This window comes from Ruegeria sp. BF8 (assembly GCF_056538625.1).
Genome location: NZ_JBQFTL010000006.1, coordinates 17,346 through 39,746 on the forward strand (window position 1 = coordinate 17,346; position 22,401 = coordinate 39,746).

Sequence of the window (22,401 nt, forward strand, 5' to 3'; positions counted from 1 at the left end):
TGCAGTAAATCAAGGACCCATTACAAGGAAATAGCCCGGCGCAAAATGCACCGGGCCGAGACTGAAAAAACCTTTGGGCAGCTCGCGCGCGGACACTCACACTCGCAAGATGAGCAGCCTAATCAAGGCGGTAGTGTATTATCAAGGGGATGAGTGTCAACATGAGATATGCCGCGTGATAGGCGACTATCATGGGTCATTTGACCAAGCGGATATCAACTGGTGGCACTGGTAAAATCAGGAATGGAAATGACCGAGATCTCGAAACTGGCGGAACTGCGCAAGTTGATGCAGAGCATGGAACGCACGTTGGGGCTCGAAGAGCTTTCTCCGGTAGAGCGTGACATTTATTACGCGGCCGAAGAATTGTCGAAAGACACGCGCGAAGTCCGGACCTATGGCCTGATCGAGCACACTTTGGTGCAAAGCGTTTCGCGCCCGACCTTCTTCCGCGCCCTCAAGTCGCTGGTACAGAAGGGCTACTTGTCCCAAAGCGGGAACGCCAACCGGGGACGGTATGTCGTCAACGCCCCGCGTTGACCGCTGAGCAATCCTGAAAGAAGCATGACGTGATGCGATCGTGGGCCTCTGACACGTTTTACGCTTCTTTGGCCTATATCGGCGCATCGTTTCTGACATTTTGGGTTTTGATGCCCATGCAGAACGTGTTCTTTCCAGAGTACCCCAGCCGCGCCAGCCTGTTGTTTCTTCCGCACGGCGTGCGGGTCCTTGCGGCGTGGCTCTTGGGGTGGCGTGCGATACTGGCCATGCTGCCCGGTGTCTTTCTGGTTTTCGCGACACTCGGTGGCTCGGACGTTTTTTTGACAAGCCGCCTGTTGGCCATCTTGATTGCGGTCACGACGGCGCCGGCCGTATTCTATTTGTTGAAATGGCTGGGATGGGATCTGTTTCCCGCCGCTGATCGCGCGCCCTGCTGGGCCTGCATCATGGGGGTCGGGGTCATCACGTCAATCCTGGTGTCCGGCCTGACCAACCTGGCTTTTGGCAGCGCGACGGCCGAGTATTTTGCCTTTTTGATCGGCGATCTGTCGGGACTGCTGTTCCTGATGTTCGGACTGTTTTTTGCCTTCCGCTACTTTGAGCGTAAAGGTTGAGCGTTCAACCGAACACCCCCCTGCGCAGCAAGTTCGCACCTGCGATCATCAGAACCAACAAAGTCGCCTTGCGGAACGTGGCCTGATCGATCCGATTATGCATCCGCAAACCCAGCCACATGCCGGCCAAAGCCGGAAGGGTCAGCGCAGCCGAAAACGGCACGGTTTCAGCCCGCAACACGCCTGATCCAATATGCGCCACGACCAGAGCCAAGGCTCCCAAGCCATAGATCACACCCTGAATGCGCAATTGTTCAGATTTGGGGGTATTCAGCGCAGTCAGATAGGCAACGGTCGGAGGTCCCCAAACGCCTGATATGCCGCCAATGAACCCGGTAACCGCACCGACTGCGGCCTCGATCTTCGGCGATTGTTCAGACAGGCTCAGTTTCACGCCCAGCAGTTGGATCGTGGCAAAGAACGTGACGGGAATTCCGATCATCAGAAGGAAAGCCTGCGATGGAACCAAGCTGATCAGCTGAGCGCTCCCCAACAGAAAAACCAGCCCGACGGAAAGAAAGACCCGGAACTGCCGGATGGAAGACATCGCTGCCGCGCGTCCTTCTCTCAAGGCCTGGATCCCGTTCGTCACAACCGTTGGCAGGATCAGCCCGGCCAGCGCAAGCTGGGGCGGCAGCATCATGCTCAGCCCCGAAATCAGGACCATCGGCATGGCGAAGCCGACCATGCCTTTCACCGCTCCGGCCAGAAAGGCGACCGCGAACGCAAGGCAGAGTTCGGGCAGGGACATCAAAGAAAACAGATCCATTGCCCCTACATATCACCGCAGATTTTCTCTGCACCGCAAAATTCGTTACGTAATTTTTGGACCTTTTCGACGCATTTTGTGAATTTTTGTTGCGCTGCAGTTGCAGCATGATATGACCAGACAACCCAGCAAAGGACGTGATTCATGGCCCATGACGGACAAGATATGACGAACATGACTTCTCAGCCGGTTCTGCCTGATCTTCTGACCCTGACGGGGACCGCGCTGCCGGCGGTTCAGTCCGTCTTTGACCGGGCGCGCGATGCGGTGCGCGAGGTGGTCTCGGCCGAGGGTCGCGTCTCGGGCGCTTTGGTCGAGGCGAACCAGACCGCCGCGCATGGGCTGGCCTGGCTGGCGACCTACAACCAGTCGCTGCAACAGATGCAGAAATGGGCCGAGGCGCTGGACGCCCAGGGCAAGTTCGGCGAGATGGAGCAGCTGCTGCACCAGATCGCCTTTGGCGAATATCTGCACCAGGTCGCCGGCGGCATCCCGATGAACCAGGGCGAGGTCGTGCGCCTGCAGGATCTGGGGCTGGGTTGGGATGCGCTGTCAGGCTTCCAATGCGCCGAGGTGCAGACTCTGATGGCACAGGCCAACAGCCAGGCCGCGCGCAGCCGTCTGGTTCAGCTAATGCAAGACCAATCCGGGGCCACCATGTTCGGCGCCTCGGGCCTGGACGAAGAGCTTGAGATGATCCGCGAGCAGTTCCGCCGCTATGCGCTGGATCGGGTCGAGCCAAACGCCCATGAATGGCACCTGAAGGACGAGCTGATCCCGATGGAAATCATCGAGGAACTGGCCGAGATGGGCGTATTTGGCCTGACCATTCCCGAAGAATATGGCGGGTTCGGCCTGTCCAAGGCGTCGATGTGCGTGGTTTCCGAGGAATTGTCGCGCGGGTATATCGGCGTCGGCAGCCTTGGCACCCGGTCCGAGATCGCGGCCGAGTTGATCATCGCGGGCGGCACCGACGACCAAAAGGCCCAATGGCTGCCCAAGATCGCCAGCGCCGAGATCCTGCCGACGGCCGTGTTCACCGAACCCAACACCGGCTCGGACCTTGGCAGCCTGCGCACCCGCGCGGTCAAGGACGAGAATGGCGACTACAAGATCACGGGCAACAAGACCTGGATCACCCATGCCGCGCGCACCCATGTGATGACGTTGCTGGCGCGCACCGATCCCGAAACCACCGACCACCGGGGCTTGTCGATGTTCTTGGCTGAAAAAACGCCCGGCACCGACGACAACCCCTTCCCGACCCCCGGCATGACCGGCGGCGAAATCGAGGTGCTGGGCTATCGCGGCATGAAGGAATACGAGCTGGCCTTCGACGGCTTCCACGTCAAGGGCGAGAACCTGCTGGGCGGCGAGGAAAGTAAGGGCTTCAAGCAGCTCATGGAAACCTTCGAATCCGCGCGTATCCAGACCGCCGCCCGCGCCATCGGCGTGGCCCAAAGCGCGCTGGACATCGCCATGCAATACGCGCAGGAGCGCAAGCAATTCGGCAAGGCACTGATCAACTTCCCGCGCGTGTCCGGCAAGCTGGCGATGATGGCGGTCGAGATCATGATCGCGCGCCAACTGACCTATTTCAGCGCCTGGGAGAAGGACAACGGCCACCGCTGCGACCTAGAGGCCGGGATGGCCAAGCTGCTGGGCGCCCGTGTCGCCTGGGCCGCGGCCGACAACGGGTTGCAGATTCACGGCGGCAACGGCTTTGCACTGGAATACAAGATCAGCCGGGTGCTGTGCGACGCCCGCATCCTGAACATCTTTGAAGGTGCCGCCGAGATTCAGGCGCAAGTCATCGCGCGGCGTCTGCTGGCCTGAACGCCCGCCCGTCGCGGTTTCCCCAACTTGACCCGGCCCAGCGCCGGGTCTTTTCTTTTCTGGCAAGCCAAAAGCGCCGAGTGACCAGATCTGCCCTGTTCATTTCACCCAACCGGACCCGCCGGACACATGGGCCGGGAAAATTCCCCCTTGGGTCCTGGTACCGGTTTCGGCTAAGTAGCGGTCGAACCGCATCGTGCTGCGCCGCGGCTACGCAGATGCCGAACCGATCTTTGCGGAGTGACCATGGCGCGCCTACTGATCCTTGTTCTTGGCCTCCTGTTTGCAGGATGCAGCACGCCCTCCGGCTCGACCTCGGGCGATGTTGCCGGTCTGACCCGCGCCATTCAGAACCTAGGCCCCGATGTCGATCCGCAGGAAGCCGCCCGCGCGGCGCAGATCGCCCATGACTATGCGCTGCAGCTGAGGGCCGAATACCGGGTCACCGATCCGGCGATCATCCACAACGCCAAAGTCATCAACGGTTTTCGCGAACGCGGGCTGTGCAATGACTGGGCCGAGGACATGCTCAAGCGGCTGCGGCAAGAGAATTTCCGCACGCTGGACCTGCACTGGATCACCTCGCCGCCGACCCCGTTCCGGATCATCCACCATTCGGCCGCGATCAGCGCCAAGGGCGAGGGGCCCTATGACGCGATCGTTCTGGACGGCTGGCGCAACGGGGGTGACCTGTTCTGGGCCCCGGTGCGCGAGGACACACGCTACAACTGGCGCCCCCGGATGGAGGTGCGCGCCGAACTGCTGGCGCAATGACGCCTAGTCGCGGTAGAAAACCCTCATGCTGCGCCTGAGCCTGATCCTGCCCGCCCTTGCCCTGCTGCAATGCGACCGCGACGAGAGCGTCGCCGCCTACGGCGCGGCCGACCGCACCTGGGTGCTGCAGGAGGTGAACGGCCAGCCCTATGAGGCCAGCGCCCTACTGCGCTTTCCGGAGGAAGGCAAGATTGCCGGCAACGCGCCCTGCAACAGCTACTCGGGCACATTGAACGCGCCCTATCCGTGGTTCGAAATCACCGACCTGTCCGCCACCCGCGCCGCCTGCGCCGGGCTTGAGGCCGAAGGGTTCTATTTCGCCGCGCTGCTGGCGATGACGCAGTCCGAAGTGTCGGGCGACGTGCTGATCCTGCGCAACGAGGACGGGCACGAGATGGTGTTCAAAGCCGCCGAGTGAACTGATCGACAAAGCGGGCACGGGATTCGGGCAGCGGCGTGTGACCCAGCGATGGCGCCACGCAATGCGCCAGGAAATAGCCGGTCGTGCGCAGCCCGGCGGCGATCTCGCCATCCGGGGCAGCCCCCTGCCCGCGCAGCACCGGCGGCAGAGGCAACAGCCGGTCGGCCCATTCCCCGGCGCCTTCGGCGCTGACCGCCCGGCCGGTCTTGGGCGAGACATAGGCCAGCCCCTCGGTGGTGCCGGTCACGGCGCATCGGGTCAGGTCTAGCCCAAAGCCCAGCTCTTCAAGCAGGGCCAGTTCCCAGCGCAGGTAAGCCAGCGGCCAGATCTCGTCCTGGCCCAGCAGATCCATCAGCTGTTCCGTGTGTCGATAGATGCCGGGGTGCGGTTCGCGTTCGGGCAGGCAGAAGGATAGCAGCGCCACGACCGCGTTCAGCCCCGACAGCGCCAGCCGCCCCGAAAACGCCGCCGCCGCGCGCGAGCGCAGCGGTTCGACCTGGAAAGTGCCGATATGTTCCTGCAGCCGCGCCCGCCACAGCACGTCCAACTGCGCGCCGGGCTGCAGGATGGGCGCGATCTTGCGGCTGGCACCCCCGCGCACCACGCCCGCATGGCGGCCATGGGTTTCGGTGAACACCTCGATGATGGCCGCGGTTTCGCCGTGGCGGCGGGCGGTCAGTAGAATGCCATGGTCGCGCCAGTCCATGCGGGGCCCTTGGGTTGCCTTGAGATCGCGTCGGACCGCGACGGTACGGCGCGGCGCGGAAAGAAGCAAATTCAATCGGAAGACGCCGGCTGACGTGCCGGAATTGTGGACTTGGACCCGGGGCGATATTACCCAGAACAGGCAGCCACGAGACCAGACATGACCGACGCGACCTTTCCCAGTTTCAACCCCGCCTTCCGCCGCGCGGACATGACGGTGCATGCAGTGGGCCTGGCTTTGATCTTGATTGCGGGCGGCTTGCTGGTGGCTAAGGCGGCAACCCATCTGCAAGCCGCGCTGGTGGTCGCCGTCGTGGTTTACGTCTTGTGTGCGCTGGCGTCGAACCTGGCGTCCTGGGCCTATCACTTTCTACCGCTGCACGAGCGGCGCACACTGCTGCGGCGCATTGATCACGCGGCGATCTACCCCAGCATTACGGGCACCTTCACGCCGTTCTTCGTTCTGGCTGGAACGCCTTGGACCCTGGGCCTGCTGGTGGTGTGTTGGGCGCTGACAGCGGTGGCGGTCTGGAACAAGATCACCAACGAGACGGTGAAATCGCGCTGGTCGACGGCATCCTACCTGGGGTTGGGCGCGCTGGGGCTGCTGGCCCTGCCCGATCTGCGGGGCGTACCGGTGGCGACGTTGTGGTGCATTCTGGCCGGGTCGGGTTGCTATGTGATCGGAACCGCGTTCTACGCCCGCAAGACGCTGCCCTACCGCTATGCGATCTGGCATATCTGGGTGAACCTGGGCGGGATCGCCATGTTCGCGGGCGTCTGGCTGGCGCTGTCGCCTTTGTGGTAAGGCAGCCCTAGTCCAGCCCTTCCTCGTTCAACAGATGCCGGCCTTGCCGGTCTTCGACCTCGATCACCCAGAGATCGGGGTCAAAGCTGCGCTGACGGGCGATGGCCTCGTCCACCTCGGCTTCGGGACCTGTGGCGAGCTCGATCCATTTGCGTGCGCCGCTGAGCAGGTCGAAGCTGCGCTGAAAGGCGGTGGCATTGCCGTCGAGCGTGTTGAGCTTGACCAGAACCGCGCCGGCAGTGTCGTCGCCATGGGATACGACAAAGGCGGGGATCTCGTGCAGGCGCAGCCGGGCTAGGTAGGCGTGGACCCAGAACTCGGCAGTCAGGCGGGTCATGCGTTGCCGTCTTTGAAATCCAGCCCCATTTCCGAGTAGCGCTCGGCCTCTTCCAGCCAGTTGGGCCGGACCTTCACCTGCAGGAACAGGTGGACCTTGCGATCAAGGAATTCCTCCAACTCGGCCCGAGCGGCCTGGCTGACGGCCTTGATTGTCTCGCCGCGCTTGCCCAGCACGATGCCCTTGTGGCCGTCGCGCATGACATAGATCACCTGGTCGATCCTGGCAGAACCATCCTTTCGCTCTTCCCAGTTCTCGGTCTCGACCGTCAACTGATAGGGCAGTTCCTGATGCAGGCGCAGGGTCAGCTTCTCGCGCGTGATCTCGGCCGCGATCATGCGCAGCGGCAGATCGGCGATCTGGTCTTCGGGATAGAGCCAGGGGCCCTCGGGCAGATGCTGGGCCAGCCAGGCACGCAAGTCCTCGACGCCGTGGCCCTTTTCGGCCGAGATCATGAAGGTTTCGGCAAAGGGGAAGCGGTCATTCAGGTCGCGGGTCAGTGACAGCAGCGCGGGGGCTTCGACCCGGTCAATCTTGTTGATCGCCAGCGCCACCTTGCGGCCCTGCGCGATCTCGGACAGGCCATCCAGGATGCGCTCGACGCCTTCGGTGATACCGCGATGTGCTTCGACCATCAGCACGATGATGTCGGCATCGGCCGCGCCGCCCCACGCCGCCGCGACCATCGCGCGGTCAAGCCGGCGGCGGGGTTTGAACAGGCCCGGCGTATCGACGAAGACCAGTTGCGCATCACCCTCCATCGCGACGCCGCGGATACGGGCACGCGTGGTCTGCACCTTGTGCGTCACGATCGAGACCTTGGCCCCGACCATGCGGTTCAGAAGGGTGGATTTGCCTGCGTTGGGCTCTCCGATCAGGGCGATGAATCCGGCGCGTGTCGTCATTGTGTGGTGATCCTGTTTTCAAGTGCGCATCCCTATCGCAGAAAGGCACAGCGGGCCAGAGGCATTTGTCGCATTGCCGGGCCGGTACGGGAATGGCAGGACAGGCGCACAGGCCAAGCCGATCCCAGCCAGGCCGCGACCCGCATCTTGAGGATCAGGCATGAAACGACGGGAGTTTCTTTTATCGGGCGGCGCCGCAATGGGGGCCGCGGGCTTGGGTGGACTTGCATTCGCGTCCAATAACTCCGATCAGGCACTGGTGGTTCAAAGCGCCAGCTACATGTTTCGGGACCAGCCTACGCAAGGAATGGTCAGCCTGAGCCCCGACGCTCCTCCGCCCATCCTTTTTGGACGTCAGGGTGAAGCGATGAAACTGACGGTCAAAAACACTCTGTCCGACTATACCTCGATGCACTGGCACGGGATGCGAATCCGCAATGATATGGATGGCGTGCCTTATCTGACCCAGATGCCCCTGGGACAGAACGAAAGCTTCACCTACGAGTTCACACCCCCAGACGCCGGAACCTACTGGTATCACCCGCACTGCATGACGATGGAGCAGATGGCGCACGGTCTGACCGGAGTGATGGTCATCGCCGAGCCTGAAGACGTCGGGTTCGACAGCGAGCAAGTGATCAACCTGCGGGACTTTCGCCTGGACGAGACGGGGGCATTTCTGCCAGCCTACACCCAGCGGGGCGCGGCCAGAGCCGGAACTTTCGGCAATGTGCAAACCGCGAACTGGCACCAGCATCCAGTCTATGACCACTCCGCCGGCAGCCTCGTGCGGCTGCGACTGCTCAATTCGGATACGACCCGGATCTACAAGTTGCACCTGACGGGCGGAAACGCGCAGATCATCGCGTGGGACGGTCACCCGGTCACCGTCGAACTGCCGATGCCGAGTGCCGACGATCCCTTGCTAGTGGGCCCCGGTCAGCGTGTGGACTTTGCCGTTGCGATGCCAGGCGGCGAAGGGGCGCAGGTCGACCTTGTGGCCAAACTGCCCGGTCAGCCCTTGAGGACGATGGCCAGCCTGCGATCGGTCGGGCGATCCGCGCACCGGGACCTGAGAGAACTGAAGCCTTTGCCGAAGAACCCGGTCGCCCTGCCCGATCTCGGCAACGCTCAGGTGCACGAATTCGTCTTCGGCTGGACGCCAGAAGGTGAACTGCCGGACAATGGGTTCTGCGGGTCTCTTGGATACAATTTCTGGTCGATCAACCGGGTTCCCTGGCCCGGAGATGCTGCTGCGGACGTCGGGCCACTGGCGACGCTGGAACTGGGCAAAAGCTATGTCTTGAGGCTGCGCAATGAATCTCCGAACCTGCATCCGATCCATCTGCACGGGCTGGTCTTTGTGCCGTTGCGATCAAACCTGCGAGAATTGCCGCCGCTGGTGACGGACACCATGCTGCTGTTGAAAGACGAGGTCGTCGAAATCGGGCTGGTCGCAGACAATCCGGGCGACTGGGCCTTTCACTGCCATGTGATCGAACACCAGAAGACCGGGCTGACCGGGTTCTTGCGGGTCGTTAGAGCGGCAAGGTCTAGCCGTTGCAGACGTAGTTCGTGATAGGTGGACAGCCCTCGCGGACATTCCCGGACAGATCAAGAGCAGGTAACACCGCGATCGAAGAGATCAGCTTGTCACACGATCCAGCAGAGCCTGCGCAGCCGCCTGTTCCGCCTGACGTTTGGAGCCGGCCGTTGCTTGGGCCTCGGATCCGTCCTGCAGCCGGGCCGCGATGGTGAAAACAGGGGCGTGATCCGGGCCGCTGCGCGAAATCTCGACATAAGCGGGCGGTTTCTGCCCGCGCGCCTGCGCCCATTCCTGAAGCGATGTCTTGGCATCGCGCGCATCCGCTTCGACCGTGTGAATCCGGTCGCCCCACAGCGACAGGATCACTTGCTGCGCCGCCTCAAAACCGGCATCGCGATAGACCGCGGCTATAACTGCCTCCATGGCGTCGCCCAAGAGCGCCTGCTTGCGGCGCCCGCCCGACAGCATCTCTGACCGGCCCAGCTTCAGAACCGCGCCGATATCGATCTGGCGGGCAACGTCGGCACAGGTTTCCTTGCGCACCAGCGCGTTGAAACGGGGGGCCAGCTGGCCTTCGGTGGCCTTCTGATCGGCCTCGAGCAAAGCGGTGGCCATCACAAGCCCCAGCACACGGTCACCCAGAAACTCGAGCCGCTGGTTGTCCGGACGCGTCGAAGACGAGACCGAACCATGGGTCAGCGCCCGAACCAGTAGTTCGGGATTGGCGAACCTGTGTCCAAGGCGTTTTTCGAACGCCTTCATGTCGGTCGACAGCTTCAATTGACCGCCTTGAAGAACCGGTCACCGCGCCAGGTCCAGAAAAACAGCATCGAACGCCCGGCGGACGAGAACATGATGCGGTCGGCTCGACCGATCAGGTTTTCATAAGGAACGTAGCCGACGCCGCCTGCGACCTGCGGCACGCGGCTGTCACTGGAGTTGTCACGGTTGTCGCCCATGAAGAAGTAGTGCCCTTCCGGCACGGTGTAGACACCCGTGTTGTCAGTGCTCTGATTGCCGATATTCAGGATTTCATGCGACACGCCGCCCGACAGCGTTTCGATCATCCGGGTCTTTTCACAGGTGCCGCCGACACCGACCGGGCCATTTTCACAGCGCGGCCGAAGACGTTGAGGCCCTTGCGGCTCGGCGATTTCGGTAAAAGTGCCATCCGGGGTCTGCTTGGCTTCGGTACCGTTGATGTAGACCACGCCATCCTTGATCTGGATCTTGTCTCCGGGCAGGCCGATCAGTCGCTTGATGTAGTCACGCCCCGAAACCGGATGGCGGAACACGATGACGTCGCCCCGCTCGGGCTCGCCGCCCAGCAGTCGGGTATTGTCGCCCCCCATCCAGCCGCAGATGTCCTCGGCATCGACATCGAGGCCGACGCTGGGGATGATCAGACTGGGGCAGGACGCGTAGGAATAGCCGTAGGCCATCTTGTTGACGAACAGGAAATCACCGATCAGCAGCGTGGGTTTCATCGACCCCGACGGAATCCAGAACGGCTGAAAGAACAGAGTGCGGAAAACGCCCGCGATCAGCAGGGCATAGACGATGGTCTTGATCGTCTCCCAGATGGCGTTTCCGGATTTGGCTTGCTCGGCCATACTGCTCTCCAGTCCTTGCTCGGCTCGGGGGGTTACATGCGGCGCGGTCGCGGGGGTGTCAAGGCCGCTGCGTCGGGATCACCAAGCGGGCGCGCCTCGATCACCACGAAGGCCTGCGCCCATGGATGATCGTCGGTCAAGGTGACGTGGATGATCGCCTCGTGCCCTTCGGGCGTCATTTCCTTCAGCCGTTCGGCGGCCCAGCCGGTCACATGCATCACGGGCTGACCTGTGCGCAGATTGGTAACTGCCATGTCCTTCCAGGCGATGCCCATACGCAGCCCCGTGCCCAGCGCCTTGGAGCACGCCTCTTTTGCGGCCCAGCGCTTGGCGTAGGTTCCGGCCGTATCCCGCCGGCGCTCGGCCTTGCGCTGCTCGGTCTCGGTGAAGACACGGTTGCGGAACCGGTCACCGAACCGATCGAGCGTGCCCTGAATGCGCTCGATATTCGCAAGATCCGTACCAATGCCGAGTATCATGAGTGCGTCTCTTTCTTTGCCCTTTCAAGAGCCTTGAACGCAGACCGGGCGCCCACCCACAGGAATAGTCGCGAAATGAGAAACGCCACGACAAAGGTGATCGTGAAACCGATCACCAAAAAGTTCACCGGGATACCGGCCAATCCCTCGGACATGCCTGGAACGACAAGAAAGAACAGCCCAGCCATGACCAGGTTAGCCAACATGCCGACGATGCCCATCCATAGTGCGGCGCTCCACATGTCGCCGCTGCCCGGCATGGTCTGGTGCGTCTGAACCTGTCGGTGTCCTTCGAAAGTCGCGGCGGCCAAAAAGGGGATGAACGGCAGGAAACTGCTGGACAAGTCAATTCCGAACACCGCCGAAACGCCAAACAAAACAGCCGGGACCGCGATCGATGTGATCACGAAGACGACAAGAAACCTGGGAGTGTTCAAGCGCATCGGAAGATCCAGAAGAAGGAGGCTTCAAGGCAGTGGCTCATTGGCGCGCCTCATCCATCAGGCGGCGCATTTCCTGAATGGCTAGGGTGAGGCCCCGGAAGATGGACTCGCCGATCAGGAAATGACCAATGTTCAACTCGCGCACTTCGGGAAAGGCGGCAACGGGCTGGACCGTGTCATAGGACAGGCCATGGCCGGCATGCACTTCGAGGCCCAGCGAATGGGCAAAGGTGGACATCTTGCGCAGCGCCTCCAGTTCGCGTTCCGCGTCGTCCACCCGACCCTCGGCATGGGCGTCGCAATAGGCACCTGTGTGCAGCTCGATCACTTCGGCGCCGATGCGGTGGGCGGCCTCAATCTGCTTGGGGTCTGCGGCGATGAAGATCGACACGCGGCAACCGACGTCACGAAGCGGCGCGATGAAATGCGCCAGACGGTTTTCGTCGCGCGCGACTTCCAGGCCACCTTCGGTGGTACGTTCCTCGCGCTTTTCGGGGACGATGCAGACGGCGTGCGGCTTGTGACGCAGAGCGATCTTCTGCATCTCATCCGTAGCCGCCATTTCAAAGTTCAGCGGAACAGTCAGAACCTCCATCAGCCCGTCGATATCCGCATCCGAGATATGCCGCCGGTCTTCGCGCAGGTGCGCAGTGATGCCGTCGGCCCCGGCCTCTTCGGCAAGCTTTGCGGCGCGAAGCGGGTCGGGATAGGCGCCGCCACGGGCGTTGCGCACGGTGGCAACATGGTCGATATTCACGCCCAGGCGCAGAGGGGTGTCAGACATCCTTCGAATCCTTTTTGTTCGCGTCGCCCGAGCCTATCGGGTTTGGTCGGGGAACGGCAGAGCTTGCTTCGGCCAAGCGTTTGATTTCTTCGAACTTCGCCTTGATCTTTGCGCGGCGGCGCATCTGATAGGTTCGGATCACCGGCAGGCTGATATAGGTGCAGATCACGCCGGCCACGATGCCGGGAATGATGCCGCCAATCATGTAGGGAAAGAACACGTCGTCATAAAATTGCGACAGCCCGTGCCAGTCAGCGACCCGATCGGAAAACATCGCCAGGAAGTTATCCTTGAGGTCCCCCATTGCACTGGCAAATTTGCCCATAAGCCCCTTGGTGTCGCCCTCTTCGTATTCGGTGCCCAGCAGGAAATGCCCAGTTTGCAGGCAGACCACGCCGATCGGAACGTAGGTCAGCGGGTTGCCGAAAAACGTGCCGCTCAACGCGGCAAGGATGTTGCCGTTCAGCATCCGGGCCAAGACCGCGGCAACCAGAAAATGAAGGCCGTAGAATGGGGTGAAGGACGCGAACACCCCGGCCCCTACCCCACGGGCAATGCGTTCGGGCGAGTCCGGAAGACGACGGACGCGGTGTTTGACATAGTGGAAGGCGCGGGTCCAACCGCCGCGAGGATAGACCAACTCGGACAGGACTTGGAGTACCGAGCGGCGATCACGGCGCTTGAAAACCACTCCTGATCACCCCTTCTCAGCCAGCTGCGACCGCAGCGCTTGTCATGTCCCGATACCGTTCGACCGCAGCCACGTCACTTTCCGCCTCGAGCATCAGCATCAGCGAATGCAGCTGTTCAAGATCCCGCACCTCGATACTGATAAGCAGACGATAGAAATCTGGCTTCCGGTCCACGAATTCCAGGTTCGAGATATTGGCCTTTTTCTCGCCGATCAATGTGCAAATACGTCCCAGCACGCCGGCGTCGTTGCCGATGGTCAGCTCCAACGTGGCGCCATAAGCGGCCGGGTGCGTGCCGGTATGCCAGTGAAGGTTCACCCACCGTTGCGGCTGATCCTCGAATTCGGCAAGGCGATCGCAATCGATGGAATGCACCACCACGCCCTTGCCCCGAGACGTGATGCCCACGATGCGTTCGCCCGGCAAAGGCTGGCAGCACGGCGCGCGTTCAAACCCCTGCCCCGGCTCAAGCCCGATCACGGCGCGACGCAAGGGGATTGCTTCGCCCTCGTCGCGGGTCAGGTCGGGATAGACCGCGGCCACTACATCATGGGCGGTCAGTTCGGCACTGCCGACGCGGGCCAGCAACTCATCGCTGTTCTTGATGCGCAGGTGTTTGGCGGCGGTTTCCAATGCCTTGTCGGTCGCCTTGCGGCCAACATGTTCGAACCCCGCGCGGACCAGTTCGCGTCCCAGTTTGATGAACCGTTCACGGTCAACCTCGCGCAGCGCGCGGCGGATGGCGGTGCGGGCCTTGCCGGTCACGGCAATCTCAAGCCAGGTCACCTGCGGGGTCTGGCCGTCGGCGGTGATGATGTCGACCGATTGGCCATTCTTGAGCCGCGTCCACAGCGGCACACGGATACCGTCCACCTTGGCTCCGACACAGGCATGGCCGATACGCGTATGGATCGCGTAGGCGAAATCGATCGGGGTCGCCCCGCGCGGCAGTTTCACCACGTCGCCCTTGGGGGTGAAGCAGAAGACCTGGTCCGAATACATCTCGAGCTTCACCGCCTCGAGGAAATCTTCGTGGTCTTCCTCGGTATCGAACTGCTCGGTCAGGTTGGCGATCCACTTGGCCGGATCGACCGCAAAGGGGTTTTCCGTCCGCACACCGTCACGATAGGACCAGTGCGCGGCCACACCTGTCTCGGCGACATCATGCATCTGACGGGTACGGATCTGCACCTCGACCCGCTTGCCGTCACGGCCCGAGACCGTCGTATGGATCGAGCGGTAACCGTTCGATTTCGGCTGGCTAATATAGTCCTTGAACCGCCCCGGCACCGCGCGCCAGCGCTGGTGTATGGCCCCAAGGGTGCGATAGCAGTCTTCTTCGGTCTGGGTAATGATGCGGAAGCCATAGATGTCGGACAGGCGCGAAAAGCCCTGATCCTTTTCCTGCATCTTGCGCCAGATCGAGTAGGGTTTCTTGGCGCGACCAAAGACTTCGGCCTCGATCCCCGCTTTCTCAAGCTCGTGCCGCATGTCGCCGGTGATCCGGTGAATCACGTCGCCGGTTTCGCGCTGCAGCGTGATGAAGCGGCGGATGATCGACTGGCGGCCTTCGGGATTGAGGACGCGGAACGCCAGGTCCTCAAGCTCTTCGCGCATCCACTGCATGCCCATCCGGCCGGCCAGCGGCGCGTAGATGTCCATCGTTTCGCGCGCTTTCTGCACCTGCTTTTCAGGGCGCATTGCCTTGATCGTTCGCATATTGTGCAGGCGGTCGGCCAGCTTGACCAGGATCACCCGCAGGTCCTTGGACATGGCCATGAACAGTTTGCGAAAGTTCTCGGCCTGCTTGGTTTCGCGACTGGAAAGCTGCAGGTTGGTCAGCTTGGTGACACCGTCGACCAGCATCGCCACCTCGTCACCGAACAGTTCGGCGATCTTGGAATAGCTTGCCTTGGTGTCCTCGATCGTGTCGTGCAGCAGCGCGGTGATGATCGTGGCATCGTCCAGGCGCTGCTCGGTCAGAATGGCGGCAACTGCGACGGGATGCGAAAAATAGGGCTCGCCCGAGTGCCGGAACTGCCCTTCATGCATCTGCATTCCGAACTCATAGGCCCGGGCGATGCGATCGGCATTTGTCTTGGGGTTGTAGTTGCGGACCAGCGCAATCAGGTCTTCAACAGAAATCATCCGGTCCGCACCTTCGCTTGCAGGGCTTACCCCTGCCCCTGGGCCTCCATCAGGGCACGCAGGAGTTTCTCTTCGGACATGTCGTCATCTGCCGGCTTGTCCGACTCTGCACCCATCAACAGCGCCATCTGATCTTCTTCGGGCTCGTCGACCTCGATCTGTGTCTGGTTGGCCTCGATCAGACGTTCACGCAGCTCGTCCGCCGTCTGGGTTTCTTCGGCAATCTCGCGCAGAGCCACGACGGGGTTCTTGTCGTTGTCGCGGTCAACGGTGATCGATCCGCCAGTGGAAATCTCGCGCGCACGATGGGCGGCAAGCATCACCAGTTCGAACCGGTTCGGTACCTTGTCTACGCAGTCTTCGACCGTCACGCGGGCCATGAGGCGCTCTCCACAAATGAATCCGTGTCAGGAAGGGGTTTATCTAAGCGCGATTCTCTGCCTTGACAAGCGGGAAATGCCCAGCATTGGCGGCTCAGAGGGGGGTTACGGCGGCAACCTCGTCCGCAGGCAGCTGTCCGATCATTTCCCGGACGGTCAAATCCAGCACCGGATGGCGCCAATCGGGCGCGACGTCAGCCATTGGAACCAGCACGAATGCCCGGTCCTGCAGCCGCGGGTGCGGCACTATCAGTTGTTCGGGCGCGGATCGCACCTGCTGGTCCATCGGCAAATCCAACCAGCGGCGGTATCCGTCCAGGTCCGGCAGAACGCGGTCGTCCCAGCAGACAAGATCAAGATCAAGTGTGCGCATACCCCAACGCTGAACCCTGGCGCGGCCGAACTCGGCCTCGACCTCGTGCAGCAGGTCCAGAACACCGCGCGGATCCAGTTCCGTCTCGATCACAGCGGCTGCGTTCACGTAGTCCGGGCCGGCGCCCGCAGGGAAGCAGGGGGTCGAAAACAGCCGGCTTTTGGCCCGAATCACCAGCCCCTTGGCCTCCATGACCTCGAGAGCCTGCGCGAGTGTCACCTTGGGCCCGTTTCCTCTCAAGGTGAGATTTGCCCCCAACGCCACGACCACTTTTGACATGGATTTGACCACTTTTATCCCCGTATTCCGTTCAGAGAATACTTGCGATACAGGTCAAATAGCCTATTTTAAAGGCATCAATGCGCGAATTTATTTTTTTCACTCACAGACACCTCCGCGCGTTGAGCGATACCGGAAGGACAAATTAATGTTTTACAAGGACGAACGGCTTGCGCTGTTCATCGACGGCTCGAATCTGTACGCCGCCGCAAAAGCACTGGGGTTTGACATCGATTACAAGTTGCTTCGCCAGGAATTCATGCGTCGAGGCAAGCTTCTCAGAGCCTTCTACTACACAGCGCTGCTAGAAAACGACGAATACTCACCGATCCGTCCGCTTGTCGATTGGCTGCATTACAACGGCTTCACCATGGTGACCAAGCCGGCCAAGGAATACACCGACAGCATGGGGCGCCGTAAGGTCAAGGGGAACATGGACATCGAACTGACCGTCGATGCCATGGAGCTTGCGCCGCGCGTGGATCATATCGTGCTGTTTTCGGGTGATGGGGATTTCCGCCCGCTGATTGCCAGCCTGCAACGTCAGGGCGTGCGCGTGTCGGTCGTCTCGACCATCCGCAGCCAGCCGCCGATGATTTCGGACGAGCTGCGTCGTCAGGCCGACAATTTCATCGAGCTTGACGACCTGCGCGACGTGATCGGACGCCCTCCGCGGGACGTGTCCGATGAACCGCGTACGGTAGCCGTCGCAGGAAAATAAGAACTCCGCCATCCACCACTCACACATGTGGAGCAATCGCGCGGTCAGGACTTCGTGTCCTGGCCGCGCTTCTTTAATCAAAAACCCGTGCTCAAGCGGGTATTGGCTAACAGGACTTCATGTCAGCATGATGACAAGGCTGTCCTGACTGGACCAACAGGTGGAAAAGCCTTACCTGTCCCTTTCAAGGAGACAGACGCATGACCAAGCCCCCCCTGACCCTGTATCTGGCCGCCCCGCGCGGGTTCTGCGCTGGCGTGGACCGCGCGATCAAGATCGTGGAAATGGCCCTGCAGAAATGGGGCGCCCCGGTCTATGTCCGGCATGAGATCGTGCACAACAAGTTCGTCGTGGACGGGCTGCGCGCCAAGGGTGCCGTCTTTGTAGAAGAACTGGACGAATGCCCCGATGACCGGCCGGTGATCTTTTCCGCCCACGGCGTGCCCAAGTCGGTGCCCGCCGCCGCAGCCGCACGCGAGATGATCTATGTCGACGCCACCTGCCCGCTGGTGTCCAAGGTCCATATCGAGGCCCAGCGCCATGCCGAGGCCGGGTTGCAGATGATCATGATCGGCCACAAGGGCCACCCTGAAACCGTCGGCACCATGGGCCAGCTGCCCGAGGGCGAGGTTCTGCTGGTGGAAACGGTTGACGATGTGGCCGGGGTGCAGGTCCGCGACCCCGAAAAACTGGCCTTTGTCACCCAGACCACCCTGTCGGTGGACGACACGCACGACATCGTGGCCGCGCTGCAGGACCGGTTCCCGGCCATTGTCGGCCCGCACAAGGAAGACATCTGCTATGCCACCACCAACCGGCAGGAGGCGGTGAAGACTGTCGCACCCAAGTCGGACGCGCTGCTGGTGGTAGGTGCGCCCAACTCCTCGAACTCGCGCCGCCTGGTCGAGGTGGCGTCCAAGGCGGGCTGCACCTATGCCCAGCTGGTGCAGCGCGCCACCGACATCGACTGGCGGGCGCTCGAGGGGATTTCCAGCATCGCCATCACCGCCGGTGCCTCGGCCCCCGAAGTTCTGGTGAACGAGGTGATCGACGCCTTCCGCGACCGCTTTGACGTGACCGTCGAAACCGTCGAAACCGCCGCCGAGAATGTCGAGTTCAAGGTGCCCCGCATTCTGCGCGTGCCCGCATGAGCGGCATCCCCCGCGCACCATTGGTTCTGGGCCTGGCCGGTCTGATCCCCTTCGTCTGGGGCGCGCTGACCTACCTAAGCGGAGACCTGAACGACTGGGGCAGCCGCGCGCTGGGTCCCCGGTTCGTGGGGCCCTATGTGCAGCTGTTTTATGGCGCTGTGATCCTCAGCTTCATGTCCGGCGTTCTTTGGGGTTTTGCCACGAAGACCTCGGGCAGCCGGGCGGCGCTGTGCTATGGGTTGTCGGTACTGCCGGCGCTGTGGGCGTTCTTCACCACCGGCGGCGGGCCGGTCGACGCGGGCACCAACCTGATGATCGGCTTTGCCGGGCTGCTGGTGCTGGACGCGCTGTTCTGGTCCTGGGGCCTGACCCCGCGCTGGTGGATGAAACTGCGGCTGCTGCTGAGCGCCGTCGTGCTGACTTGCCTGGCCGTCGGAGTAGTCCTGTGAGCGACAAACGAACCATCGACGCCTACACAACCCGTGTGGACGACTATCTGAAAGTGCCGCTGCCGCCCGAACAGATCGAGGCGCGCGCAGCATTTGCGCAGGCGGTCGGCGACGGGCTGGTGCTGGATCTGGGGTCGGGTCCGGGTTCGGACAGCGGTTTCTTTCTGCGCCAGGGGCTGCGGGTTCGGGCGCTGGACGCCACACCTGCCTTTGTCGAACACGCCCGCGCAAATGGCGTGGACGCGCATTTGGGCACGTTCGACGACGTGACCGAAACGGCCGAATACGATGGGGTCTATGCCAGCTTTTCCCTGCTGCACGCCCCGCGCGCCGAATTCCCGCGACACCTGGCCGCCATCCACCGGGCCCTGAAGCCGGGCGGCGTGTTCTTTCTGGGCCTCAAACTGGGCACCGGAGAGCATCGCGACGAACTGGACCGCTACTACACCTATTTCACGCGCCCCGAGATCGAGACCGCGTTGGTCGAGGCCGGGTTCGTCATTGACCGTGTCACCACCGGTATGGGAAAGGGGCTGGCCGGTTCTTATGACGGTTTCATTCTGGTGCTGGCCCATGCCTGATCTGTTTGCCTATACCGATGGTGCCTGTTCCGGCAATCCCGGCCCGGGGGGCTGGGGCGTGCTGCTGCGGGCGATGGATGGAGAAACCGTCCTGAAAGAGCGCGAGTTGAGCGGCGGCGAGGCCGAGACCACCAACAACCGGATGGAGCTTCTGGCCGCGATCAGCGCGCTCGAAACATTGGAGCGGCCCTCGAAGATCACAATCGTGACCGACAGCGCCTATGTGAAAAACGGGGTGACGGGCTGGATCCACGGGTGGAAGCGCAACGGCTGGAAGACCGCAAGCAAGAAGCCCGTCAAGAACGTGGACCTGTGGCAGCGGCTGGACGAAGCCCAACAGCGCCATGACGTGACCTGGGAATGGGTCAAGGGCCATGCCGGCCACCCCGAAAACGAACGCGCAGATGAGTTGGCACGCGCAGGCATGGCCCCTTTCAAGCCGAAAAAGGCCCGCACATGAGCGGTCTGGCCCTGCTGGACTATGCCTCGGTTCTGGTCTTTGCGCTGACCGGGGCGCTGGTGGCCAGCCGGGCGCAGCTGGATCTTGTGGGATTTGCCTTCATCGCCTGTCTGACGGCGGTGGGCGGTGGCACGGTGCGTGATCTGCTGCTGGATCGGCACCCGGTCTTCTGGGTGGGCCAACCTGACTATATCCTGATCGCGGTGGCGGCGGCGGTGGTCGTGTTTTTCACCGCGCATCTGGTCGAAAGCCGCTACAACTGGTTGGTCTGGCTGGACAGTTTCGCGCTGTCGATCGCCGCGGCCGCGGGAACTGGCGCGGCGCTGGCGCTGGGTCAGTCGGGCGTGATCGTGGTGTTGATGGGTGTGACCACCGGTTGCCTGGGCGGGCTGATGCGCGACGTGGTCTGCAACGAGGTGCCGCTGGTGCTGAAACAGGGCGAGCTCTATGTCTCATGCGCCTTCACCGGGGCGCTTGTGGCCGTGTTGGCCACCCGTCTGGGGCTGGAGACGCTGCTGGCGCTGGGCCTGTGCGCACTCTCCTGCTGGGCATTGCGGGCCGGATCGCTGCTGTTCGGCTGGCAGTTGCCGGTCTACAAGGCACGCCCGCCGCGGAGCTAGAGGCCGCGCCAGACCTCTTCCTCGGTCAGGTTCAGAGATGTGAAATCTTCGGCCCGCAACGATCTGTCAGCCTCCCACTCCATGAAGAACTCATCCAATTGCGGCGGAGCGATCATCGTGTCCGAAAGCATCGAATGCACTTGCCCCCGATGGTGAATCTGGTGCTGCAGCAAGTGCAGGATCGTGCGGTCGTACCGCTCGACTTGCACCAATTCCCCACGTGGAATCCTGACGCGTGCAGTTTCATCCAAAACCTTCTCATCGCGGCAAACATCCACGAAACGTCGGTCGATGGCGCGTTGGTGCGCCGAAAGCTCGGGCAAGTCGGGATAGGGAGTTTCCGGGTCGAAGGCGTCCAATCCCATTGGCCGGCCTTCCAGAGCGGTGACGTAGAAAAGATCAACCGTATAAATGTGATTGAGAGTCTCGATGATGGACGGGAAGAAACCAGTACGGTGCTTCGCCAGTTCTTCGGGGGGCAATTGCGCGCAAGCCTCCAGAATTCGGTGGTTGGCCCATGCGTTGTTATAAGCTTGTGGGAAAAAATAGTTTTTCATTGCCGATGCCTAGTTGATTGCCAAAGCACTGTCTAGCGTGGCCTGCGGCCTGCCGCATCAACGCCGGAAATAGGTCTTCCAGATCCAGATCAGCAGCAGCGCGCCCAGCACCGCGCCGACGAATCCGGGCATCCAGCCCATGACCGTCAGCAAGGCGCGCATGATCAGCCCGCCCACCACGGCCCCGGCGATACCGATCAGCAGGGTAGTGGGGATGTCCGCCTCGATCCGCATCAGGCGGGTGGCCAAAAATCCGGCCGCGGCGCCGATGACGATCAAGGCAAGGACGGGCATCTCATTTCCTCCAGTGCGTGGGCACGATGATCAAGGCCCCCACCGACGAGATCACCGCATCCAGCCCAGGCGGTCCAAAGCTGATGCCGAACATGATGCGGATGAAATAGAACAGGAACGCCCCGCCCACGCAGATGATGATGGATTGCAGATAACCGTTGTGGGTAAAGCCCGTCACCTCGGACAGATAGCCGACGATGCCGGCAATCACGACGGTACCCATCATCACCATGAACATCAGGACGTCTCCGAGCCGAGGCGGGTTCCGGCCGGGATCGGCCAGCCCCGCAGGAAGGTTTCCCTATCCTGCGCCGCCTTGCCCGCCCGTTGCAAGCGCAGCAGTTCGACTGCGCCGGTGCCGCAGGCCACGCGCAGCGCGTCGTCCAGCACCTCGCCCGGCACGCCCTGCCCGTCCGACAGGCGCGAGGCGAGCAGCTTGACGCGCTCGCCCTCAATCTGAGTCCAGGCGCCGGGAAATGGCGACAGGCCGCGGATCTGGCGATCGACTTCGACAGCTGGGCGCGACCAGTCCACGCGGGCCTCGGCCTTGTCGATTTTTGCGGCATAGGTCACGCCGACCTCGGGCTGCGGTTCGGGAGTCAGCTCGGGCAGGCGGTCCAGAGCCTGCACGATCAGATCGGCGCCCATCGCCGACAGGCGGTCATGCAGCTGGGCGGTGGTTTCCTCGGGTCCGATCGGGGTGGCCTGACGCAGCAGGACGGGGCCGGTGTCCAGGCCGGCCTCCATCTGCATAATACAGACGCCGGTCTCGGCATCGCCCGCCATGATCGCCCGGTGGATCGGCGCGGCCCCGCGCCAGCGCGGTAGCAGGCTGGCGTGGATGTTCAGGCAGCCATGCCGGGGTGCGTCCAGAATCGGCTGCGGCAGGATCAGCCCATAGGCCACGACCACGGCCACATCGGCCTTCAGCGCAGCAAAGGCGGCCTGTTCCTCGGGCGATTTCAGCGAGGTGGGATGGCGCACCGGCAGGCCCAGCGCCTCGGCGCGGGCATGCACCGGCGTGGGCCGGTCCTTCTTGCCGCGACCGGCCGGGCGCGGGGGCTGGCAATAGACGGCGGCGATCTCGTGCCCGGCCTGCACCAGCGCATCCAGCACCGGCACCGAAAACTCGGGCGTTCCCATGAAGATGACGCGCATGCC

Annotated in this window: 30 protein-coding genes; 13 read left to right on the forward strand and 17 right to left on the reverse strand. The window is 62.3% G+C overall.

Annotated features, from left to right (window positions below; translation table 11 throughout):
• The first annotated feature begins 249 nt into the window (after nucleotides 1–249).
• Together ACR0LD_RS17520 and ACR0LD_RS17525 are read left to right on the forward strand one after the other, a co-directional pair.
• Nucleotides 250–540, forward strand: a complete 291-nt coding sequence (locus ACR0LD_RS17520; RefSeq protein ID WP_093965332.1) for a hypothetical protein — start codon at nucleotides 250–252, stop codon at nucleotides 538–540.
• A gap of 32 nt (nucleotides 541–572) precedes the next feature.
• A complete protein-coding gene (locus ACR0LD_RS17525; RefSeq protein ID WP_254430024.1) occupies nucleotides 573–1,115 on the forward strand; it encodes a hypothetical protein in 543 nt (180 codons plus the stop codon).
• Between the two features lie 4 nt (nucleotides 1,116–1,119).
• Here the strand turns inward: ACR0LD_RS17525 and ACR0LD_RS17530 are convergent, their stop codons facing one another.
• On the reverse strand, nucleotides 1,120–1,884 hold the full coding sequence (locus ACR0LD_RS17530) for a sulfite exporter TauE/SafE family protein (protein ID WP_170434808.1): 765 nt from the start codon (nucleotides 1,882–1,884) through the stop codon (nucleotides 1,120–1,122).
• A gap of 144 nt (nucleotides 1,885–2,028) precedes the next feature.
• Between ACR0LD_RS17530 and ACR0LD_RS17535 the strand changes: the two genes are divergently transcribed.
• The 3 genes from ACR0LD_RS17535 to ACR0LD_RS17545 all read left to right on the forward strand — a co-directional run bounded on the left by ACR0LD_RS17535 (nucleotide 2,029) and on the right by ACR0LD_RS17545 (nucleotide 4,912).
• Nucleotides 2,029–3,720: an acyl-CoA dehydrogenase family protein gene (locus tag ACR0LD_RS17535; RefSeq protein ID WP_480638251.1), complete on the forward strand. Its 1,692-nt coding sequence runs from the start codon at nucleotides 2,029–2,031 to the stop codon at nucleotides 3,718–3,720.
• A 246-nt stretch (nucleotides 3,721–3,966) separates the two neighbouring features.
• The gene (locus ACR0LD_RS17540; protein ID WP_480638252.1) at nucleotides 3,967–4,494 is read left to right on the forward strand and encodes a hypothetical protein; all 528 of its coding nucleotides are present in this window, start codon (nucleotides 3,967–3,969) and stop codon (nucleotides 4,492–4,494) included.
• A gap of 25 nt (nucleotides 4,495–4,519) precedes the next feature.
• Nucleotides 4,520–4,912 (forward strand): META domain-containing protein, encoded by a 393-nt coding sequence (locus ACR0LD_RS17545; RefSeq protein ID WP_480638254.1) that lies wholly within the window; start codon nucleotides 4,520–4,522, stop codon nucleotides 4,910–4,912.
• Here the strand turns inward: ACR0LD_RS17545 and recO are convergent.
• Nucleotides 4,896–5,621 (reverse strand): DNA repair protein RecO, encoded by a 726-nt coding sequence (recO, locus tag ACR0LD_RS17550; RefSeq protein WP_480638256.1) that lies wholly within the window; start codon nucleotides 5,619–5,621, stop codon nucleotides 4,896–4,898. The two genes, ACR0LD_RS17545 and recO, sit on opposite strands and share 17 nt — an antisense overlap.
• A 159-nt stretch (nucleotides 5,622–5,780) precedes the next feature.
• On the opposite strand from recO, the gene trhA reads away from it, so the two are divergent.
• On the forward strand, nucleotides 5,781–6,428 hold the full coding sequence (gene trhA, locus ACR0LD_RS17555; protein ID WP_170367962.1) for a PAQR family membrane homeostasis protein TrhA: 648 nt from the start codon (nucleotides 5,781–5,783) through the stop codon (nucleotides 6,426–6,428).
• Between the two features lie 7 nt (nucleotides 6,429–6,435).
• On the opposite strand, the gene ACR0LD_RS17560 is transcribed toward trhA, so the two are convergent.
• A complete protein-coding gene (locus tag ACR0LD_RS17560) occupies nucleotides 6,436–6,765 on the reverse strand; it encodes a DUF1491 family protein (protein WP_170367960.1) in 330 nt (109 codons plus the stop codon).
• Complete coding sequence (gene era, locus ACR0LD_RS17565) at nucleotides 6,762–7,670, reverse strand: GTPase Era (RefSeq protein WP_480638259.1); 909 nt, start codon at nucleotides 7,668–7,670, stop codon at nucleotides 6,762–6,764. Before era ends, ACR0LD_RS17560 begins: the two co-directional genes overlap by 4 nt.
• A gap of 160 nt (nucleotides 7,671–7,830) precedes the next feature.
• Between era and ACR0LD_RS17570 the strand changes: the two genes are divergently transcribed.
• Nucleotides 7,831–9,249, forward strand: a complete 1,419-nt coding sequence (locus ACR0LD_RS17570; RefSeq protein ID WP_480638260.1) for a multicopper oxidase family protein — start codon at nucleotides 7,831–7,833, stop codon at nucleotides 9,247–9,249.
• Nucleotides 9,250–9,315: 66 nt separating this feature from the next.
• Here ACR0LD_RS17570 and rnc read toward each other — a convergent pair whose 3' ends face one another.
• The 9 genes from rnc to folK form a co-directional block, all read right to left on the reverse strand.
• Nucleotides 9,316–9,996 carry a ribonuclease III gene (gene rnc, locus ACR0LD_RS17575; RefSeq protein WP_170366282.1) on the reverse strand — a complete coding sequence of 227 codons (681 nt, stop codon included), beginning with the start codon at nucleotides 9,994–9,996 and terminating at the stop codon, nucleotides 9,316–9,318.
• Entirely contained in the window at nucleotides 9,993–10,829 is an 837-nt protein-coding gene (lepB, locus tag ACR0LD_RS17580) for a signal peptidase I (RefSeq protein WP_170361538.1), read from the reverse strand. The genes rnc and lepB overlap by 4 nt, the downstream gene beginning before the upstream one ends.
• A gap of 32 nt (nucleotides 10,830–10,861) precedes the next feature.
• The gene (gene acpS, locus ACR0LD_RS17585; protein WP_093965271.1) at nucleotides 10,862–11,308 is read right to left on the reverse strand and encodes a holo-ACP synthase; all 447 of its coding nucleotides are present in this window, start codon (nucleotides 11,306–11,308) and stop codon (nucleotides 10,862–10,864) included.
• Nucleotides 11,305–11,751 carry an ABZJ_00895 family protein gene (locus ACR0LD_RS17590; RefSeq protein ID WP_170439874.1) on the reverse strand — a complete coding sequence of 149 codons (447 nt, stop codon included), beginning with the start codon at nucleotides 11,749–11,751 and terminating at the stop codon, nucleotides 11,305–11,307. The genes acpS and ACR0LD_RS17590 overlap by 4 nt, the downstream gene beginning before the upstream one ends.
• A gap of 37 nt (nucleotides 11,752–11,788) precedes the next feature.
• A complete protein-coding gene (locus ACR0LD_RS17595; RefSeq protein WP_480638263.1) occupies nucleotides 11,789–12,535 on the reverse strand; it encodes a pyridoxine 5'-phosphate synthase in 747 nt (248 codons plus the stop codon).
• Complete coding sequence (locus tag ACR0LD_RS17600) at nucleotides 12,528–13,226, reverse strand: DUF2062 domain-containing protein (RefSeq protein ID WP_170392217.1); 699 nt, start codon at nucleotides 13,224–13,226, stop codon at nucleotides 12,528–12,530. The genes ACR0LD_RS17595 and ACR0LD_RS17600 overlap by 8 nt, the downstream gene beginning before the upstream one ends.
• A gap of 16 nt (nucleotides 13,227–13,242) precedes the next feature.
• Nucleotides 13,243–15,375, reverse strand: a complete 2,133-nt coding sequence (locus ACR0LD_RS17605) for a RelA/SpoT family protein (protein ID WP_170343420.1) — start codon at nucleotides 15,373–15,375, stop codon at nucleotides 13,243–13,245.
• Between the two features lie 26 nt (nucleotides 15,376–15,401).
• Nucleotides 15,402–15,755 carry a DNA-directed RNA polymerase subunit omega gene (gene rpoZ / locus ACR0LD_RS17610; RefSeq protein ID WP_170343419.1) on the reverse strand — a complete coding sequence of 118 codons (354 nt, stop codon included), beginning with the start codon at nucleotides 15,753–15,755 and terminating at the stop codon, nucleotides 15,402–15,404.
• A gap of 94 nt (nucleotides 15,756–15,849) precedes the next feature.
• Nucleotides 15,850–16,419, reverse strand: coding sequence for a 2-amino-4-hydroxy-6-hydroxymethyldihydropteridine diphosphokinase (gene folK / locus ACR0LD_RS17615; protein WP_409233607.1), 570 nt, complete (start codon nucleotides 16,417–16,419; stop codon nucleotides 15,850–15,852).
• A gap of 136 nt (nucleotides 16,420–16,555) precedes the next feature.
• Here folK and ACR0LD_RS17620 point away from each other — a divergent pair, with 136 nt between their 5' ends.
• The 6 genes from ACR0LD_RS17620 to ACR0LD_RS17645 all read left to right on the forward strand — a co-directional run bounded on the left by ACR0LD_RS17620 (nucleotide 16,556) and on the right by ACR0LD_RS17645 (nucleotide 20,389).
• On the forward strand, nucleotides 16,556–17,128 hold the full coding sequence (locus ACR0LD_RS17620; protein ID WP_093965260.1) for a LabA-like NYN domain-containing protein: 573 nt from the start codon (nucleotides 16,556–16,558) through the stop codon (nucleotides 17,126–17,128).
• 200 nt (nucleotides 17,129–17,328) lie between these two features.
• Nucleotides 17,329–18,279 (forward strand): 4-hydroxy-3-methylbut-2-enyl diphosphate reductase, encoded by a 951-nt coding sequence (ispH, locus tag ACR0LD_RS17625; protein WP_480638265.1) that lies wholly within the window; start codon nucleotides 17,329–17,331, stop codon nucleotides 18,277–18,279.
• The gene (locus tag ACR0LD_RS17630) at nucleotides 18,276–18,728 is read left to right on the forward strand and encodes a DUF3429 domain-containing protein (protein WP_170361528.1); all 453 of its coding nucleotides are present in this window, start codon (nucleotides 18,276–18,278) and stop codon (nucleotides 18,726–18,728) included. Before ispH ends, ACR0LD_RS17630 begins: the two co-directional genes overlap by 4 nt.
• Entirely contained in the window at nucleotides 18,725–19,309 is a 585-nt protein-coding gene (locus ACR0LD_RS17635; RefSeq protein WP_170367947.1) for a methyltransferase domain-containing protein, read from the forward strand. Before ACR0LD_RS17630 ends, ACR0LD_RS17635 begins: the two co-directional genes overlap by 4 nt.
• On the forward strand, nucleotides 19,302–19,769 hold the full coding sequence (rnhA, locus tag ACR0LD_RS17640; RefSeq protein WP_170343414.1) for a ribonuclease HI: 468 nt from the start codon (nucleotides 19,302–19,304) through the stop codon (nucleotides 19,767–19,769). Before ACR0LD_RS17635 ends, rnhA begins: the two co-directional genes overlap by 8 nt.
• The gene (locus ACR0LD_RS17645) at nucleotides 19,766–20,389 is read left to right on the forward strand and encodes a trimeric intracellular cation channel family protein (RefSeq protein WP_170343413.1); all 624 of its coding nucleotides are present in this window, start codon (nucleotides 19,766–19,768) and stop codon (nucleotides 20,387–20,389) included. Before rnhA ends, ACR0LD_RS17645 begins: the two co-directional genes overlap by 4 nt.
• Here ACR0LD_RS17645 and ACR0LD_RS17650 read toward each other — a convergent pair.
• The 4 genes from ACR0LD_RS17650 to fmt are packed head-to-tail and all read right to left on the reverse strand — an operon-like array spanning nucleotide 20,386 to nucleotide 22,398.
• On the reverse strand, nucleotides 20,386–20,946 hold the full coding sequence (locus tag ACR0LD_RS17650; RefSeq protein WP_170361520.1) for a DinB family protein: 561 nt from the start codon (nucleotides 20,944–20,946) through the stop codon (nucleotides 20,386–20,388). The genes ACR0LD_RS17645 and ACR0LD_RS17650 overlap by 4 nt on opposite strands.
• A gap of 57 nt (nucleotides 20,947–21,003) precedes the next feature.
• Nucleotides 21,004–21,240: a GlsB/YeaQ/YmgE family stress response membrane protein gene (locus ACR0LD_RS17655; RefSeq protein WP_149776373.1), complete on the reverse strand. Its 237-nt coding sequence runs from the start codon at nucleotides 21,238–21,240 to the stop codon at nucleotides 21,004–21,006.
• A gap of 1 nt (nucleotide 21,241) precedes the next feature.
• A complete protein-coding gene (locus ACR0LD_RS17660; protein ID WP_005981317.1) occupies nucleotides 21,242–21,478 on the reverse strand; it encodes a hypothetical protein in 237 nt (78 codons plus the stop codon).
• On the reverse strand, nucleotides 21,478–22,398 hold the full coding sequence (gene fmt, locus ACR0LD_RS17665) for a methionyl-tRNA formyltransferase (RefSeq protein ID WP_480638268.1): 921 nt from the start codon (nucleotides 22,396–22,398) through the stop codon (nucleotides 21,478–21,480). Before fmt ends, ACR0LD_RS17660 begins: the two co-directional genes overlap by 1 nt.
• Nucleotides 22,399–22,401: the final 3 nt, after the last annotated feature.